The following is a 15653-nucleotide window of genomic DNA, read 5'->3' as shown; positions in this document are numbered from 1 at the left end:
ATTCACGACTTATACAAAACACAGGATTACTTACCAATTTCACTGATTGAGTTGAATCGCTAATAATTTGACCTGTAAGTAGTTAATTTTGAATCATCATCTGCTACAGCCATGGAAGATATCCTAAGATTTGAGACCGTCAGCCAATACAATGCCTTCAACAATCACAAGACCCTGCATCCGCTTGTGTCAGTGATTGATTTTTCCAAGGCCAATCCCCGTAGGCTTCGCAAAACCTATTTTGGCTTTTACCTGGTCATACTGAAGGATGTCGTCTGCGGTGATCTTCGCTACGGCAAAAACACCTACGACTACCAAGAGGGTACTTTGGTTTTCATCGGTCCCGGGCAGATTTTCGGGACGGACGGAGGAGAGGAACTCTATCAGCCAAAAGGTTTTGGCGTGGTATTCCATCCTGATTTGATCAAGGGCACTTCGCTTGGACAGCGGATCAATGAGTACACGTTTTTCAGCTATCAGGTCAGTGAGGCACTTCATGTCTCCGAACGTGAACGTCAATTGGTGCTGGACTGCTTTTCCAAGATCCAGTATGAACTCGATCATGCCGTGGATAAGCACAGTAAGACCCTTTTGGCAGACAATATTGAACTCTTGCTCAACTACTGCATGCGGTTTTATGACCGACAGTTTATCACCCGTGAATCAGCCAACAGCGGGATTTTAGAACGCTTTGAAGGCTTGTTGCAAGATTACTTTTCCTCCGAAAAACCCCAAACGGTCGGACTGCCATCGGTCACCTATTGCGCTGGCGAGCTAAATCTATCCCCGCATTATTTTGGCGATCTGATCAAAAAGGAAACCGGTAAAACCGCCTTGGAATACATCCAACTGAAACTGATTGACGTGGCCAAGGAAAAAATCCACGATCCAATGTTATCTCTCAGCGAGATTGCCTATGGCCTGGGGTTCAAATATCCCCAGCACTTTACCCGACTCTTCAAGCAGCAGGTAGGCATGTCGCCGAAGGAGTACCGGGAGTCGGTGAATTGAATGAATCACATTAAAGATTGACTTTGGGCGGGCTACTTCAAATCCCAAGACATCGAACTGTTTTTTTCTATAAAACAATGGAAAGTGTTTTTAGTCTTAATTGATTCTTAGCTCTTTGAAAAATCCCTCCGTCCCCACTTCCACCCAAAGTCCGATTGATCCCCTGGTACTGGCGCCGAGCATTTCTTTGACCAATAAGGCAGGCTGCTCTTGGTCGTTGAGGTAGAGTCGGGCGGATTTGTCCCGGAACTCGATCCGCATGGTGATCCACTCATCCAATCCCATATCGGCGTAGGTTTCGAACATCTCGGGAAAATCCTTCCGCAATCGGTCAAATTTGTAATCTGGATAGGCATAATATTGGACCGAATGATTTCTACGAATCTGATCCTCTGCCCGGCCATTGGTCGGACGGATATAAATCGACTCGTAGGCTGAATTGTCAGGGCTAATCCGGAAAGCCAAGCCAATAAACCCACGTGCAAAGGCGGGGGCCCCAGGCAATAATCGGCTGAGGACTTTGACCTCAACAGTTCCATTTTCCAGATCCAGATCAGTAAGCTTGACGAACGTAGGTTCATCCACCCCTCTTTCAATCGGATAATTTTCCAAATCCCGCTCGAGCCGGAGTACTTCTTCCCCGTTCAGTCGCACCACGGCGGCATTTACATGTGAGATTTCAAATTCTTTTCCCTCAAATCTTATGGTTTGGGCCTGGGTTCCATAAATCAGGGAGAAGAGACCTATTAAAGCCACCTTTATCTTATTCATTGTTTTAAGAATATAAGTTTATATATCACTCACCTTTTCGCCCGCCTTCCTGACCTGCAAAGCTTTCTTTGTCACTTTCAAGTCACGGAAATATCCGATCGTACCAATATCGACATAGAGTCCCACATATCCTTTCTTAGATGTCCCGAGCATTTTGTCCACGATAAAGGAGGAATACCTCATGTCGTTGATAAACATCTCGGCAGTTTCGCCATCGACCTCGATGCGCATGGTGATCCACTCGTTCAATGCCACCGGGGCTGAGCCTTCGTAGCGGAATGGGGCAATCTTTCGCAAGGTGTCAAACTTATAATGGGGATATGAAAAATACTGTACCGCATGGTTTCTGTGCCTTTGGTTATCGGATTTGCCGACCTTTGGCCGGACATAGATACTCTCAAACGCGGAATCATCTTTTTGAACCCTAAAGAAAACCCCAATAAAACCTGCAATGCCAGAATACGGCGCAGGGTCTTGCAATTGGCTGTACATTTTGACTTCGATTGTTCCGTTTTCGAAGTCATCCAAATCCATCAAACGGGCATAATGTGGCTCGTCAACCGTAGCCTCCACGCGGGTGGAATCAAAGGGGATTGCATTCAAGTCCCGTTCGATACGAAGCACTTTTTTGCCTTGGAACCTGACCACCTCTCCCGTGACATTGTGAAGTTCAAACTCCTTGTTTTTGAATTGAAGCTGCTGGGCATCTACGACCAGCGCAATCCATGCCAATAACAGCCCAATGGTATATCCTTTCATGCTCGAATTCAAAAAAAGTTTAGAATAGCTTCTCATTTGGAGGCGTCACCCCTACCAATCTCAGGTAAATCGTCGTCTGTCCCCTATGGTGGGTCTGATGCTCAAAACACTTTTCCAAGGCTTTTCCCTTGCTCATTTCGAATCTTCCAAAGAGGGTTGTGACCTCGTTAAGTTGGGCGGGTGACATGGTTTTGATGCTGTTGATTACAAAATCATAACCAGCCATCACGAGCTTGGTCACATTTTCTTTGGATTGGTCCGTGGACTTTTCGGATTCGCCGAAGCCAACCGGACTCGGCACCCCCGTTGCTGCCGAAGCAAAACCATAATTGGCATCGGTCAGGTGCAGCATCTGCTGGGCAAAGGACCGAATTTCCGGGGTTGGTTTGTAGCCGTATTTGTCAGCAGGCATGGCATCAAGGTACTCTTTGGTGTAAGCTTTGGCGCGTTCCCAATCTTTAACCATTTCTTCGATTGGAGACTGTGCCTGTACGAAAGTATTCATGACAACAAGAGTTAGGATGGATAGCAGAATTTTCATGGTGTTGTTTGTTGATGATTGTGGGGACAAAGTTGGGTGATCTTGCCCATCAACACCCTTAAACTACCTTAAGAAATTCCCCTAGCTGTTCCTCAGATCCTTTCTGATTTTACTCAAAAACTCCGGTGTGATGCCGATGTAGGAAGCGATTTGGGTGTTGGGAAGGCGGTTTTTGAGCTGGGGATATTGTTCCAAAAAAGCCAAATACCGTTGCTCGGCGGTGGAACTGAAATTTTGCAGGACCCTGTTTTGAAGCTCAATGTATTTGAGATCAATCATCACCTTAAAAATGCGGTTGAGCTTGGGTACAAGGTTGAATAGATCGAACAAATCCCGCTGGGCAATTCGAAGGACTTCCGATTGTGCCAAGGATTCGATGCCCATCAGGCTGGGTTTTTGGGTATAAAAACTGCCGACGTCTGCAATCCAATCATTTTCCGCCGCAAATTGGATATTGTGTTCAAAGCCTTTGTCATCCACCCCAAACAGCCTAAAACAGCCTGAGATGATAAAATAATAATACCTACAGACTTCCCCCGCGACGAGGATTTTTTCCCGGCGCTTGACCTTCATTTCCGCAAATCGCCCTTCAAACAGGGCTTTTTCGTCTTGCGAAAGCGGAATAAAACTTTCCAAATGCCGGATCAAGGGGGCGGTTGACATATCGTAAAAGTAAACAAGCTTGTCTGATTTTGGTGAATTTAAACATTCCCAAAGGCTTGAACAATGAACAACATCTCCTGAAAAAGGAATTCCACAAATTTCCGATATTTGGGCGTATCGGCTTCAAACCAACAAAGACTGCCACGGCAAACATGGGACAAATCATCAAAAATCACGCGGTTCTGATTTGCATTGTGATTTCAGTGTCTTTGATAGGTATCGCGGCAGCGCTGTATCCCGGTGGTTCCCTACTCGATATGGATTCAGAAGGGTTTGATTGGACAAAAAACTTCATCACCAACCTATTCCAGGACAATGCCCTCAATGGGAAGGAAAACCCTGGAAGAATTTGGGCGATTATCGGGATTGCATTCCATGCGCTTGGCTATGGCATATTCTTTATCAATATGTCCAATAAGATTTCCAACAATCATGGAGAAAAAGTCCTGAAGATCGTCGGCATCTCCAATATCCTATTCACCTTCCTGATTGCCACTCCCCTCCACGATATGATGGTAACGATATCAAGCACGCTGGCCATGCTCGGGATATTCTACATCACGGTGTTTACCCTGAAGACCAAGCTCCATCTGATCAAAATCTTCTGCATCCTGTCTATGCTCATTTTCTACTTCACCCTGTTCCTCTACGGATTGGGGGATTGGGGTTTGCTGGCCATCATGCAGAAAGTCGCGTTTACAGTGTCCATGCTCTTGGTGCTGGTCTTGGAGTATTTTACAAAACAGACGGACTATGCTCGAATCAGCCCTGGTGAACAAAGCCTGAACGCGACGCAGCGCTAAAGCATGTTTTATCAAGTCTGAAGCTCAAAAATCTTGGGCAATTGGTGCCAGCAACAAAATCACCGCGTATCCAAAAGTGAAGACATCAGCGGGATAGAATTCCTACTTTCCCACCAAATAATCCCTCATTTTTCCTAACTTTTTGAAAATAATCGGACCCATTTTCCCTCGCCAATTCCAAAGGACAAGGGGACACGTTTTAAGCGATTCAGAAAATGAAAAGTGCCATAGAAATCCAGGACCTCGCGCCCTATCCAAGCCAAGAAATGGCCGAACGCAAAGGCCTTGGGCATCCGGACACACTTTGTGATGATGTAGTGGAATCGGTTTCCAAGGCACTGTCAACTTACTATCTGGAGCATTTTGGCAGCGTTTTCCATTACAATGTGGATAAGGCGCTTTTGGTCGGCGGCGCATCCGCGCCCAAGTACAAGGGAGGGAAAATCCTGGAGCCCATTGAGCTTTTTCTTGCGGGAAGGGCTACTTCTTTGGTCAATGGAGAAAAAATCCCTGTGGACGAATTGGCGGTGGCGGCTGCCAAGAAATGCATCTCCTCCCACCTGCGGTTTTTGGATGTAGAAAAAGATATCCGCATCATCCCCAAAATCCGCCCCGGCAGCAGCGAGTTGGTGGCGCTCTTCAAACGCTTCGGATCAGGTGAGATTCCCCTTGCCAACGATACTTCTTTTGGCGTGGGCTATTACCCTTTTTCGGATTTGGAGAAAAAGGTGCTGGAAATCGAGCTTTTTCTGAATAGCCCGGAGACGAAGTCGCTTTTCCCTTATATCGGTGAGGACATCAAAGTGATGGGGGTCAGGCATCAGGGCGAGGCGCAGTTCACCGTCGCAGTGGCGATGGTAGACAGGTTTATCGCCGATATCGGGGATTATGTGGAAAAAATCAATTCGATTCGCAGCAGCGTGGCGGGGAGATTTGGCCTCGACCCCGCACAAGTTTTTGTCAATACCGCGGACAATTACCCACAGGAAAACATCTACCTGACCGTCTCAGGTACCAGCGCGGAAAACGGCGACGACGGCCAAGTCGGTCGCGGCAACCGGGTCAATGGACTCATCACGCCGTTCCGGCCCATGAGTTTGGAGGCATCAGCCGGGAAAAACCCCATCAGCCATGTCGGCAAAATCTACAACCACTTTGCCTTCGAACTCGCCCGGGAATTGGTGGCGCAGGGCTTCGGGGACGCCGCAGAAGTATTTTTGGTTTCCCAAATCGGGAAGCCCATCACCCAACCCCAAAGCATCCAAATCAAACTCCAAAACCGCAGCGCCTTCCGCTCAAAAATCGAGGCCTTTGTGATGGACTACCTCGGCCTCCTGCCGCATTTTTGGAAAAGGATTGTGTTGGCAGACAAATAAGGGCAAACCTATTTTTCCATTTGCTGCTGTTACTGGTTCAATCTAGTAAGTCGTTGGGCTATTTTCCACAAGCTATAGATCGACCTATGTTCCCTTTTTGTCGACTCACTTCGGTTTGGAGCTGACTCGTGTCGGCTCTGGGGTGACTCATGTTGGCTTTTTGCTGACCCGTGTCGGCACTTTGCTGACACATGTCGGTTCCGAGGCGACTCCTGTCGGCTTTTTTCCTATTCGTGTCGGTTCTAAGGCGACTCGTGTTAGCTTGTTACCGACTCGTGTTGGTTCTGAGGTGACTCGTGTCGGTTTGTTGCTGACTCGTGTCGGTTCTGAGGTAACCCGTGTCGGCTTTTTGCTGACACGTGTCGGTTCCGAGGTGACTCGTTTCGGTTCTAAGATCGGAATGCAATTTCAAAAAAAGTAATAATCCAGGATTGGAAATCCCTTAAATCTGGGTTTGAGATTACATCCTAAAAACTTTCGGGATCTAACATTTTTTTTCAACCGAAACCAATTACTTTAGGCGTACAGCTAAAACATATCTGAGATGATAAAAAGACTCTTGATTGCTAATTTCCTTTGCATCATCCTAATCGCAGCAGCAGAGGCACAATCCCCGCAATTTGGCCTGAGGTTTGGCCCGAGCTTCACTACGGTGGGTGGGGATAGTTTCGAACCCAATGCTTTTGTAGTGGGATACCATATTGGGGGATACTATCAAGTCCCGATGGAGGGAAAATTCACTTTTGAACCGGGACTTCAATGGTCTACCAAGGGCTCAGAAATCAGTTTTGTTGGCCTACCAGCCTCCGTAAGGAGCCGAAACAGCTATTTGGATATCCCGCTTTTGGTCAAATACAACGCATCAAAGTCAGTCTTTCTATTGTTTGGCGCCCAACCCTCATTCTTGTTAAATTCCGTTCGAGTGATCCGGTCAAACGGCGACAAAATAGTCGATGAAAGGGAAGTCCTACGGGATTCATACAATACTTTCGATCTAGCAGGTATTGTCGGGTTAGGGGCGAATATGGGGTTGGGATTCAATGTACAGCTCACCTATGAACATGGTCTCACGAATATCACGTCGGATAGCAGTACCGAATTCAATAGAGGATTTAAGCTTTCAATTGGCAAGAGTTTCTAGCGGCCTTTCGGCATCACGGAGCGTGGAATTGGGTGTCTGGACGGGTTTGGTGCCATCCCATTGAATTTCACGTTCCCCCATCCCAATAATTTTCAAAACCACCGAGGGCCACGCCACCGCGGACAGGTATAGAAAAGTTGGACCACTCCGTCATCATTGATCGAAACAAGGCGGTAAAGGTAAGAATGACCCTAAAAGGGTCGAACCTCTCAATAGCCACGGGCCGCCGCCCGTGGAACGCATCACACCGTTCCGATCCCAACGACCCCAAAGGGGTCGAACTATTTGATACATTCTAAAAAAAGACTAAATTCCATGCTGTCAATCATCCGAATACGATAAGCTGTGAGCACCTACTCCCAATTAATCTACCACATCGTTTTTGCCACGAAGAACCGGGAACCCACTATTGCCCTTTCTGAGAAAAAAAGACTTTTGGCTTTTATTCACCATCTGCTCACCAACAAAAACTGCCATCTCTATCGGATCAATTGCATGCAGGACCATATCCATATTCTAACCCATGTCAATACTACCATTTTAATTGCAGCCTTGGTCAAGGACATCAAGCTGGCTAGCAGCGATTTCATCATGAGAGAGGCGGTTTTTTCAAGTTTCAAAGGCTGGCAAGACGGATACGGCGCCTTTTCAGAATCAATCAAATCAAAAGACCGATTGATCCAATACATCAAAAATCAGGAAGATCATCACCAAAAGGTCACCTTTTTGGATGAATACATGGCTTTGTTGGAAGAACATGAAATTGGGTTTGACCCGAAGTATTTGCTGTAAAAATTGATTTCGGAAATCGTTCAACCCCGTTGGGGTTGTTTCCATACCGCGAACGTTCCCCAATCCCCCGGTGCAACCGGGGGCTATTGAAAGGTTAGACCACTTCGTGGTCATTCATACCTATAACAAACAAAAAATCAGATCCACAAAACCCATGAAATCGAACTTAAAGATGATTTGTCGAAAAGTCATTCGACTAAAAAAATGACCCTGAAAGGGTCAAACCTCTCAATAGCCATGGGTGAAACCCATGGGAAAAACGGACCCGATTCGATTCCCCAACGACCCCAAAGGGGTCGAACAAATCAAAAAACAACACAAACACCCTATTTGATCTCTCCTGATACCTCGGACTCCAACAATAACACTCGTCCATCGAACAGGATATTTTCAATAGCCTTTTGATTTTTTGGGATTCTGCTTTCCTTTGCAGCCACCGATGATTTGCGATGGAAGTCAATATCTATGAAGCTTTGGGAGAAGAAAAGGTGCGGGATTTGGTCCGGCATTTTTACCGGCATGTTGGGCTGAAGCCCGAACTGCGGAAGCTGTATCCTGAAGATCTGGCCCCCGCGGAGGAAAGGCTATTTTGGTTCCTGAGCCATGTTTTCGGCGGACCGCATACGTACCTGGAGCAAAGAGGCCATCCCATGCTGCGCCGCAGGCATTTCCAATGGCCCATCGACGGGAATATGCGCAACATCTGGCTGGACTGCATGCTGAACAGCATCGACCAAATCGACATGGACACCGAAATCCGTGAAGCATTGATAGCCTATTTTGTCAAAGTCGCCAACCATATGGTCAACCAATAAGCCTATGCTGATCCTGAGAAGAATCTACACCATCTATGCAGGCTTGTTGTTTGTGGTTTCATTTTTGGCCATGTTCCCCTTGTTATTGGTCTGTATTTGGGTACCTGGTTGGGAACGGTATGGGCGCCAAATCAACCAATTCTGGGCCACGGCTTACTTTTTCCTGATCTTCATGCCGATCCGAATCGAAGGGAAAAACCATATCCGCAAAGGTCAGGCTTATGTATTTGCCGCCAACCATTTTTCCTATATCGACATTCCGATGATGGGTTTTATCCCCGGAGATGTGGTCTTTGTCGGTAAAAGCTCCATCATGAAAGTGCCACTGTTTGGGTACTATTTCAAAAAACTCCATATCGCCGTCAACCGCTCGAGCGTCAAGAGCCGCGGCGAAGTACTCATCCGCGCCAAAAGGGCGATCGACAAGGGCAGCAGCATTGTGATTTTTCCCGAGGGAGGAATTACAACCGGCAAACCTCCACACATGAACCGCTTCAAGGACGGCGCTTTCACGCTGGCCATCGACAAACAAATCCCGCTCATTCCTGTCACCTTATCCTACAATCATTTAATTTTACCCGATGATGGCAGGCTACTCCTCAACTTCAAAGCTGGGAAAATCGTCATCCATGAGCCCTTGGACACCAAGGGAAAAACCCACAAAGACTTGCCCGAACTGAGGGAAAAGTGCTACGAAATCATTCAAAACCAGATTTGGGCGGACAACCACCTGCTGGAAACTGACAAAACTCCTGTCAAATCCCATGAAAATTGACTTAGATACCATCAAGAAGATCTCGCATTTGGCCAGGCTGGAATTCGATGCCGAAGGTGCCGAAAAAATGAAAAAAGACATGACCCAAATCCTGGATTGGGTGGAGCAACTCAACGAGGTCGACACTACCGGCGTCGAGCCGCTGACCACCATGTCTTCCGAGGTCAATGTGATGCGGGAGGACGTGACGGGGGAGCATCTTTCCCATGAGGCTGGACTCAAAAATGCCCCACAGCGGGATGCTGACTATTTCAGGGTTCCAAAGGTGCTCGAATAATGCCAAATCAGTCTTCGACTACCCGGGAATTTGTTTGGATAAAAGGCCTTCTGCTGACTTTAGTAAGCTTGGGTGGGCTCTGCTTTTTGTGGTCCGTATTCTTTTGGGGGGACAGCATTCTGCCAATTGTCCCCGGAATTTTCAAGGAGGCCATCAGTGTCCCCATCAAGCTATCATCACTCGGTGGTGAGTTGTTTGCAGTGGAAATGGACAATTTCCTCGTCTTTCAGCAATTTGAATCCCTGAGTCCATCTAGATTTCCGCTCGTTGGAAAAGTCTACGGAGCGATCGCATGGCTGCTTTTTGTCATTGGCCTGAGTTTGATCAGTACCTTGAAGCGGAATTATTTCATTGCTGCAGCCGGAGCAACAATGCTCTTGTTTGCTTTCAGCGGGGTCAATGGACTCAATATCGGGGCCATCTCCAGCAATTATGCCCTGATCGCCCTATTGGCCGGTACGCTGCTACCGACCGTAGCACTCGCTTTCTATGCAGTTCAATGGGGAATTTGGAGGCGGTTTGGCCTGCTTTTGATCACTACGGCAATCACGCTTTTTTCTTTGATCAGACTTTCCCCGATCAGTGATCCCGTGCTTTGGTTGGCGGAAAACGCATCCTTCATCGCAGCCATCAGCGGAGGGCTTTTTCTCCTGCATATCGGATACGTGTTTGTGGCGGGAACCAGCGTGTTCCTGATCCGCTTGAACAAAGGAACCGGCATCAAAATTTCCTGGCATATCCTGTTGGTAGCTTTTCTTTATTTCCTCTTGGTATTGTTTACGCTCCTGAGCCAAATGGGCAGCATCAACCTCCCCTTCCCGACCGTAATGCCCGGTTTGTTGATGTTGTTTTGTGGGGTGATTGGGCATTGGGTGATCAAGTTGAAAATCGAGCAAAGCCAGCAAGCCTATGGCCACCCTGCGATTGGGGAAGCCTTCTATTGGACCGGGTTTGCGATGGTACTTTGGACCTGGGCCTATGCCCAATTCAACGGCAACCAGCCCTTGTACGAATTCTTGACCCATCTTTTCCTGTATTCCCAGATCGTTTTGAGCGTGCTGTTCTCGCTGTACCTTTTTGCGAATTTCTCCGATGTACTCAATTCGGGAAAGGACGTAGACAAGGTCCTATTCAAGCCCAAGTTCTTCGCCTATTTCCACATGCGGATCGGTGCAATCATGGGCCTGGTGGTGATGGTCATTTTTGCGGAAGCCGTCATCGGCGTGCAGCTTTCCGCTGCCAACACGAACATTGCCGCGGATTATTACTATCAAGTGGAAAAACCCTTGGAAGCGGCGATCCTTTACGAAAACTCCTGGGAACTCTACCGCAAAAACGACAAGGCAAAAAACGCCGCCGCACACCTTCGCTTTGGGTTGAATCAATCCTCCCTGGGCATGGAAAACCTGACACAAAGCTTTGATTTTGTGCCAAATGTCCCGAACATTCTGTTCTTGGCGTCCAAGCTCTTCCAACAAGAAAAACTTCCCGCCGCAATCTTCTACCTGCAGGAAGGACTGAAGTTTTTTCCAAACAATCCCTTTCTCATCAACAACCTCGCCTTGCTTCAATCCCGCGCCGGTAAAGCCGATGATGCGATCAGCCTGTTGGAAAACATGGAATCCCGCAATGTCACGGCAGAAGCAAACCTGCTGGCGCTGCGGGCAAAGCATAGCAAGCTGGACCAAATCATTGAAAGGCCTTCCAAGGATTTGGTGACACAGGTCAATTACCTTGCCACCCAGAATCTACAGGGAAACCTCAGTGAAACCAACCTTGACACGGAGTCACTTCCCGACAACCAAATATTGAAAAATTCACTCCTCAGAAACCAATGGTCCAACCATGCTTCCCGTGCACTGGAACCAGATTTGGCTTTGATGGATAGTCTGATCGCGCAGCCGCAAATGAGCTTCGAGGAATTGGAATACCGCGAAACAAGGGTGATTCGCAGCCTTGCTGACAACCATATCAACGAATCCCTGAAATACCTTAACGGGATTTCGCAGCAGTTTCCGCAGTCAGCAGGATACTATCACGGGATAGCAGGAAATGTTTTGATTTCACAGCTCGATTTTGAGAAGGCCGCGGTGGATTTGGAAATCGCTTTCGAAAAAGGATATCAGACTTTTCAGCCGCAACATTTGGCGGTGATGTATTTCGCAGGTAAAGGACCACTTGCTTTGGCAATCAAGGAGAAGCGTGGAATCCCCTTTCCCGAATGGATGCAATGGAATGAGTCCGGGCAATTGCTAGCAAACGACAAGGTGCGCTATTTTGAAGTATTGTCAATGCTTCACCGTCAAATGCCAGAGGATTTCCTAGTCGGCTTTGACCTGATCGAAAACCCTTCCCTGAAGGCAGAATTCGCCTATTTGGTCCTGCTGCACAAAATGCATTGGCTGAGTGAAGCTGACTTTGGAAAGGTAAAGGACTTCATCATGACTGCCCCGAATTCCACCTGGACGGAAAGCGATCTGGATGCATGGTATGCTTTCGTCAAGGATGAAAATGCCGAAAGCCCGGGTGAGAAAATTGCCAAGCTATTCCGCCCGGATTTGGGTTTGGAAAGAAATGCCTATTGGACGCCTTTGGTCATGAAGAAAATCAGCCAAGAGCCCGATGAACTGCGGAAATATGAAATCTTGCAGGATGCCATCCAATTCAACAAAGACCCGAAGCTTTGGATCATGTTTGTGAAGCAAAGCAGGAAAATCGGCATGGACAACTACGGCAGCAGTGTCTTGGTGGAAATGCAGGGGTGGCTGACAATTTCACAAATTGAAAGGCTTCAGATGGAAAACTTATGATAACTTTTTCCGTAATTTGGAATTATTGTTTTTGAGGACCAACTATTTAACAACCGTTTATTTCGAATGAAAAAGATTATCGAAACCATCAACATCAGCAAAACCTACCGCATGGGTGAAGAGCTGGTTCAAGCCTTGAAATCCATATCCATCATCGTCAACAAAGGTGAATACGTGGCTTTCATGGGTCCTTCGGGGTCCGGCAAATCCACCCTGATGAATATCATTGGCTGCCTTGACTCACCCACGACGGGCACCTATGTACTGAACGGCAAGGACGTCAGTGACATGACAGAAAACGAATTGGCTGAGGTCCGCAACAAAGAAATCGGCTTCGTTTTCCAGACCTTCAACCTGTTGCCCCGTGCGAGTTGCCTGGACAATGTAGCCCTACCGCTCATTTATGCGGGATACAACAAATCCGACCGTACCGAAATGGCTTTTCAGGCGTTGAAAAACGTGGGACTTGCAGACCGCGTTGGCCACAAACCCAACGAACTTTCGGGTGGTCAAAGGCAAAGGGTCGCCATAGCGCGGGCCTTGGTCAACAATCCCAGCATCATATTGGCTGACGAACCTACCGGAAACTTGGATTCCAAGACTTCACACGGCATCATGGAGCTTTTCCACGAGCTGCACCAAAAAGGAAATACCATCATCATGGTAACCCACGAAGACGACATCGCGCACTATGCACACCGCGTGGTACGCCTTCGGGACGGGCTTGTCGAATCCGATACACTTAACCCCAATCCGACCCGCGGCAAGGCCTTGGTTCCGGTGGAATAATCCATGCAGGAATTTTGGCTCCTATGTGTTATTTTTACCGACCCCGTTGAAAAGGATCCAAGGGGACAATTTTCTTATGAAAATTTATACCAAAACCGGCGATACCGGAAAAACCTCGCTTTTGGGAGGAAGACGTGTTTCCAAATCTGACAGACGAATCGATGCCTACGGGACGGTCGATGAGCTGAACAGCTACATTGGCTTGCTGCGCGACCAGGAAATCAACAAACCAAGGGAGGCCGTATTGAAGGAAGTTCAGGACCGTCTGTTCACGATTGGGGCGACTTTGGCTACAGAGCCCGGCAAGGAGAATGTGAAGCGGCCCGACCTCCACGAAGAGGATTTGGAATTGCTCGAAAAAGAAATCGACACCATGGAATCCCAACTTCCGGCTTTGAGACATTTTATTCTTCCGGGAGGCCATCAAATCGTGTCCTTTTGCCACATCGCGCGTACCGTTTGCAGACGAACCGAGCGCTGTGTCATCGATCTGATGGAAACGGAACACGTGGACGAGATTATTGTGAAATATTTAAACAGGCTTTCTGATTACCTTTTTGTACTTGGTCGTCTCATCGCCCAAGATTTGGGAGTCGAAGAAGTGACTTGGAAGCCAAGACTATAATACCATGAAAACAACCTTACAGATCGAGGTCAAAAAGACCGACCATTCCAGAATCCACGAAACCGATTTTGACAATTTGGTTTTTGGCAAAGTCATCAGTGACCACATGTTTGTGGCCGATTATGTGAATGGCGAGTGGACCGATCTCCGCATTGAGCCCTACGCACCGCTCTCCCTGAATCCTGCGAACGCTACCCTCCATTATGGCCAATCCATTTTTGAGGGAATGAAAGCATACAAAAACGACAACGGCGAAATCCTGCTGTTCAGGGCTGACGCCAACCAAAAACGTCTCAACGAATCTGCTGCACGCATGTGCATACCCGAGCTTCCCGAGGAGATATTTATGGAAGGCCTGCTGCAATTGTTGGATTTGGATCGGAATTGGATTCCAAATAAGCCTGGGTACTCGCTCTACATTCGTCCTTTCATCTTTGCAACCGATGACTACATCGGCGTGAAGCCATCTGAGAAATACAAATTCATGATCTTCACCTGCCCCGTTGGACACTACTATTCCAAGCCGGTGGCAGTGAAAGTCGAACAACATTACACCCGCGCAGTTGAAGGAGGTACAGGTGCTGCAAAAGCGGCCGGAAACTACGCTGCGTCCCTCTATCCAGCCCTTTTGGCACAGAGACAAGGTTACGAGCAATTGCTGTGGACAGATGGCAAAACCCACCAATTCATCGAGGAAAGCGGTACCATGAACGTGATGTTTATCATCAACAATACCCTCATTACAGCGCCTACGCACACCGGAACAATCCTGAAAGGAATCACACGAGATTCTGTGCTGAAGATTGCGCGGGATTGGGGAATGCAGGTTGAAGAACGATTCCTCAGCGTGGAAGAATTGGAAAAAGCGATCCAGCAAAATACCCTGCAAGAAGCTTTCGGGACCGGAACCGCCGCCACGATCGCCCAGATTTACAAGATCAACATCTACGGTACGGACTACGTATTGCCTTCCAAACCAGCGGATGCATTTTCGTACCGGGTTTTGGAAACACTCGATAATATCAAGTACGGAAAAGAGGAAGACTCACGTGGGTGGATCATAAAAGTCTAGAAAATCTACATGGCCATCCGCTTTTGGGTGGCCTTTTCTTTTTTATATTCACCCATCTTCCCAATAAAAATCCCAGAATCATGGCGCTTGCTGTTCGGCCTTTGCTCCTGTTGTTGGTTTCGCTTTGCCTTTTGTGCCTGCGGACGTTTGCGCAAGAAGAATCGAAAAGATTCCTGTTGCTGCAGCATGGTGCCAAGGAAAAGTCAAGGCTGACTTTTGAAATTGGGGAAGAGATCAGCTACAAGTCCACAAAGTTTGACTTTTTCATCACTGACGTAATTGTGGACATCCAGCCCGATTTGGTGGTATTGAAGGAAAATGTACTGCGTCCTGCCGACATCACAGCCATTGACATCAGGAATAAAGATCCAAGGAACGCCACCGTCAGGAACATGGCCTACCTGGGGATGGGTGCCGGGGCAATTTTGCTGCTCACAACCACAATCAACAGTCTATACCAGCAGGGTGACCTTTCCCAAGCGAGCGATCTCTTGCCGCTTTCCGGCGGACTGATCGTGGGAGGATTTGTCATTTCCAAAATGCAATACAAAACATTCAAGCACAAGGGTAAAAACAAAATCCAAGCGGTGATTCTCTATGGGAATTGATTCGGAATAGGTTTAGAAACAAATT

At 47.6% G+C, this 15653-nt stretch carries 17 protein-coding genes; 13 read left to right on the top strand and 4 right to left on the bottom strand.

Features of this window, described 5'->3' with window-relative positions; genetic code table 11:
- Positions 1–111 precede the first annotated feature (111 nt).
- A complete protein-coding gene (locus tag L0U89_RS10970) occupies positions 112–1011 on the top strand; it encodes a helix-turn-helix domain-containing protein (protein WP_234861562.1) in 900 nt (299 codons plus the stop codon).
- A gap of 96 nt (positions 1012–1107) precedes the next feature.
- On the opposite strand, the gene L0U89_RS10965 is transcribed toward L0U89_RS10970, so the two are convergent.
- The 4 genes from L0U89_RS10965 to L0U89_RS10950 all read right to left on the bottom strand — a co-directional run bounded on the left by L0U89_RS10965 (position 1108) and on the right by L0U89_RS10950 (position 3745).
- The gene (locus L0U89_RS10965) at positions 1108–1782 is read right to left on the bottom strand and encodes a hypothetical protein (protein WP_234861561.1); all 675 of its coding nucleotides are present in this window, start codon (positions 1780–1782) and stop codon (positions 1108–1110) included.
- 18 nt (positions 1783–1800) lie between these two features.
- Entirely contained in the window at positions 1801–2541 is a 741-nt protein-coding gene (locus tag L0U89_RS10960; protein ID WP_234861560.1) for a 3-keto-alpha-glucoside-1,2-lyase-like domain-containing protein, read from the bottom strand.
- Positions 2542–2560: 19 nt separating this feature from the next.
- Entirely contained in the window at positions 2561–3082 is a 522-nt protein-coding gene (locus tag L0U89_RS10955) for a DinB family protein (protein ID WP_234861559.1), read from the bottom strand.
- 81 nt (positions 3083–3163) lie between these two features.
- A complete protein-coding gene (locus L0U89_RS10950; RefSeq protein WP_234861558.1) occupies positions 3164–3745 on the bottom strand; it encodes a Crp/Fnr family transcriptional regulator in 582 nt (193 codons plus the stop codon).
- 56 nt (positions 3746–3801) lie between these two features.
- Here L0U89_RS10950 and L0U89_RS10945 point away from each other — a divergent pair, with 56 nt between their 5' ends.
- The 12 genes from L0U89_RS10945 to L0U89_RS10890 all read left to right on the top strand — a co-directional run bounded on the left by L0U89_RS10945 (position 3802) and on the right by L0U89_RS10890 (position 15628).
- Positions 3802–4548, top strand: coding sequence for a hypothetical protein (locus tag L0U89_RS10945; RefSeq protein ID WP_234861557.1), 747 nt, complete (start codon positions 3802–3804; stop codon positions 4546–4548).
- Between the two features lie 215 nt (positions 4549–4763).
- On the top strand, positions 4764–5924 hold the full coding sequence (locus L0U89_RS10940) for a methionine adenosyltransferase (RefSeq protein WP_234861556.1): 1161 nt from the start codon (positions 4764–4766) through the stop codon (positions 5922–5924).
- A gap of 544 nt (positions 5925–6468) precedes the next feature.
- The gene (locus L0U89_RS10935; RefSeq protein ID WP_234861555.1) at positions 6469–7065 is read left to right on the top strand and encodes a porin family protein; all 597 of its coding nucleotides are present in this window, start codon (positions 6469–6471) and stop codon (positions 7063–7065) included.
- Between the two features lie 345 nt (positions 7066–7410).
- Positions 7411–7857: an IS200/IS605 family transposase gene (gene tnpA / locus L0U89_RS10930; RefSeq protein WP_234861554.1), complete on the top strand. Its 447-nt coding sequence runs from the start codon at positions 7411–7413 to the stop codon at positions 7855–7857.
- 449 nt (positions 7858–8306) lie between these two features.
- A complete protein-coding gene (locus L0U89_RS10925; RefSeq protein WP_234861553.1) occupies positions 8307–8672 on the top strand; it encodes a globin domain-containing protein in 366 nt (121 codons plus the stop codon).
- Positions 8673–8676: 4 nt separating this feature from the next.
- A complete protein-coding gene (locus L0U89_RS10920) occupies positions 8677–9447 on the top strand; it encodes a lysophospholipid acyltransferase family protein (protein ID WP_234861552.1) in 771 nt (256 codons plus the stop codon).
- Positions 9437–9724 carry an Asp-tRNA(Asn)/Glu-tRNA(Gln) amidotransferase subunit GatC gene (gene gatC, locus L0U89_RS10915; protein ID WP_234861551.1) on the top strand — a complete coding sequence of 96 codons (288 nt, stop codon included), beginning with the start codon at positions 9437–9439 and terminating at the stop codon, positions 9722–9724. Before L0U89_RS10920 ends, gatC begins: the two co-directional genes overlap by 11 nt.
- Complete coding sequence (locus L0U89_RS10910) at positions 9724–12534, top strand: hypothetical protein (RefSeq protein WP_234861550.1); 2811 nt, start codon at positions 9724–9726, stop codon at positions 12532–12534. The genes gatC and L0U89_RS10910 overlap by 1 nt, the downstream gene beginning before the upstream one ends.
- 66 nt (positions 12535–12600) lie before the next feature.
- Positions 12601–13323 carry an ABC transporter ATP-binding protein gene (locus L0U89_RS10905; RefSeq protein ID WP_255777880.1) on the top strand — a complete coding sequence of 241 codons (723 nt, stop codon included), beginning with the start codon at positions 12601–12603 and terminating at the stop codon, positions 13321–13323.
- Between the two features lie 76 nt (positions 13324–13399).
- Complete coding sequence (locus L0U89_RS10900) at positions 13400–13948, top strand: cob(I)yrinic acid a,c-diamide adenosyltransferase (RefSeq protein ID WP_234861549.1); 549 nt, start codon at positions 13400–13402, stop codon at positions 13946–13948.
- A 4-nt stretch (positions 13949–13952) separates the two neighbouring features.
- Entirely contained in the window at positions 13953–15020 is a 1068-nt protein-coding gene (locus L0U89_RS10895) for a branched-chain amino acid aminotransferase (protein WP_234861548.1), read from the top strand.
- An 80-nt stretch (positions 15021–15100) separates the two neighbouring features.
- Entirely contained in the window at positions 15101–15628 is a 528-nt protein-coding gene (locus L0U89_RS10890; RefSeq protein ID WP_234861547.1) for a hypothetical protein, read from the top strand.
- The last annotated feature ends 25 nt before the right edge of the window (positions 15629–15653 follow it).

The organism is Mariniradius sediminis, assembly GCF_021491425.1.
Taxonomy (GTDB): domain Bacteria; phylum Bacteroidota; class Bacteroidia; order Cytophagales; family Cyclobacteriaceae; genus Mariniradius; species Mariniradius saccharolyticus.
The sequence above is the reverse complement of the archived record's forward strand: the minus strand, read 5'-3'. Positions and strand labels throughout refer to the sequence as shown.

What these genes read in the sequence shown, in the direction of transcription:
- L0U89_RS10940 (WP_234861556.1), top strand. Translation starts at nt 4,764, where the DNA reads ATGAAAAGTGCCATAGAAATCCAGGACCTCGCGCCCTATCCAAGCCAA.
- L0U89_RS10950 (WP_234861558.1), bottom strand. Translation starts at nt 3,745, where the DNA reads ATGTCAACCGCCCCCTTGATCCGGCATTTGGAAAGTTTTATTCCGCTT.
- L0U89_RS10955 (WP_234861559.1), bottom strand. Translation starts at nt 3,082, where the DNA reads ATGAAAATTCTGCTATCCATCCTAACTCTTGTTGTCATGAATACTTTC.
- L0U89_RS10935 (WP_234861555.1), top strand. Translation starts at nt 6,469, where the DNA reads ATGATAAAAAGACTCTTGATTGCTAATTTCCTTTGCATCATCCTAATC.
- L0U89_RS10905 (WP_255777880.1), top strand. Translation starts at nt 12,601, where the DNA reads ATGAAAAAGATTATCGAAACCATCAACATCAGCAAAACCTACCGCATG.
- L0U89_RS10960 (WP_234861560.1), bottom strand. Translation starts at nt 2,541, where the DNA reads ATGAAAGGATATACCATTGGGCTGTTATTGGCATGGATTGCGCTGGTC.
- L0U89_RS10970 (WP_234861562.1), top strand. Translation starts at nt 112, where the DNA reads ATGGAAGATATCCTAAGATTTGAGACCGTCAGCCAATACAATGCCTTC.
- L0U89_RS10895 (WP_234861548.1), top strand. Translation starts at nt 13,953, where the DNA reads ATGAAAACAACCTTACAGATCGAGGTCAAAAAGACCGACCATTCCAGA.
- L0U89_RS10910 (WP_234861550.1), top strand. Translation starts at nt 9,724, where the DNA reads ATGCCAAATCAGTCTTCGACTACCCGGGAATTTGTTTGGATAAAAGGC.
- L0U89_RS10900 (WP_234861549.1), top strand. Translation starts at nt 13,400, where the DNA reads ATGAAAATTTATACCAAAACCGGCGATACCGGAAAAACCTCGCTTTTG.
- gatC (WP_234861551.1), top strand. Translation starts at nt 9,437, where the DNA reads ATGAAAATTGACTTAGATACCATCAAGAAGATCTCGCATTTGGCCAGG.
- L0U89_RS10890 (WP_234861547.1), top strand. Translation starts at nt 15,101, where the DNA reads ATGGCGCTTGCTGTTCGGCCTTTGCTCCTGTTGTTGGTTTCGCTTTGC.
- L0U89_RS10920 (WP_234861552.1), top strand. Translation starts at nt 8,677, where the DNA reads ATGCTGATCCTGAGAAGAATCTACACCATCTATGCAGGCTTGTTGTTT.
- L0U89_RS10965 (WP_234861561.1), bottom strand. Translation starts at nt 1,782, where the DNA reads ATGAATAAGATAAAGGTGGCTTTAATAGGTCTCTTCTCCCTGATTTAT.
- L0U89_RS10925 (WP_234861553.1), top strand. Translation starts at nt 8,307, where the DNA reads ATGGAAGTCAATATCTATGAAGCTTTGGGAGAAGAAAAGGTGCGGGAT.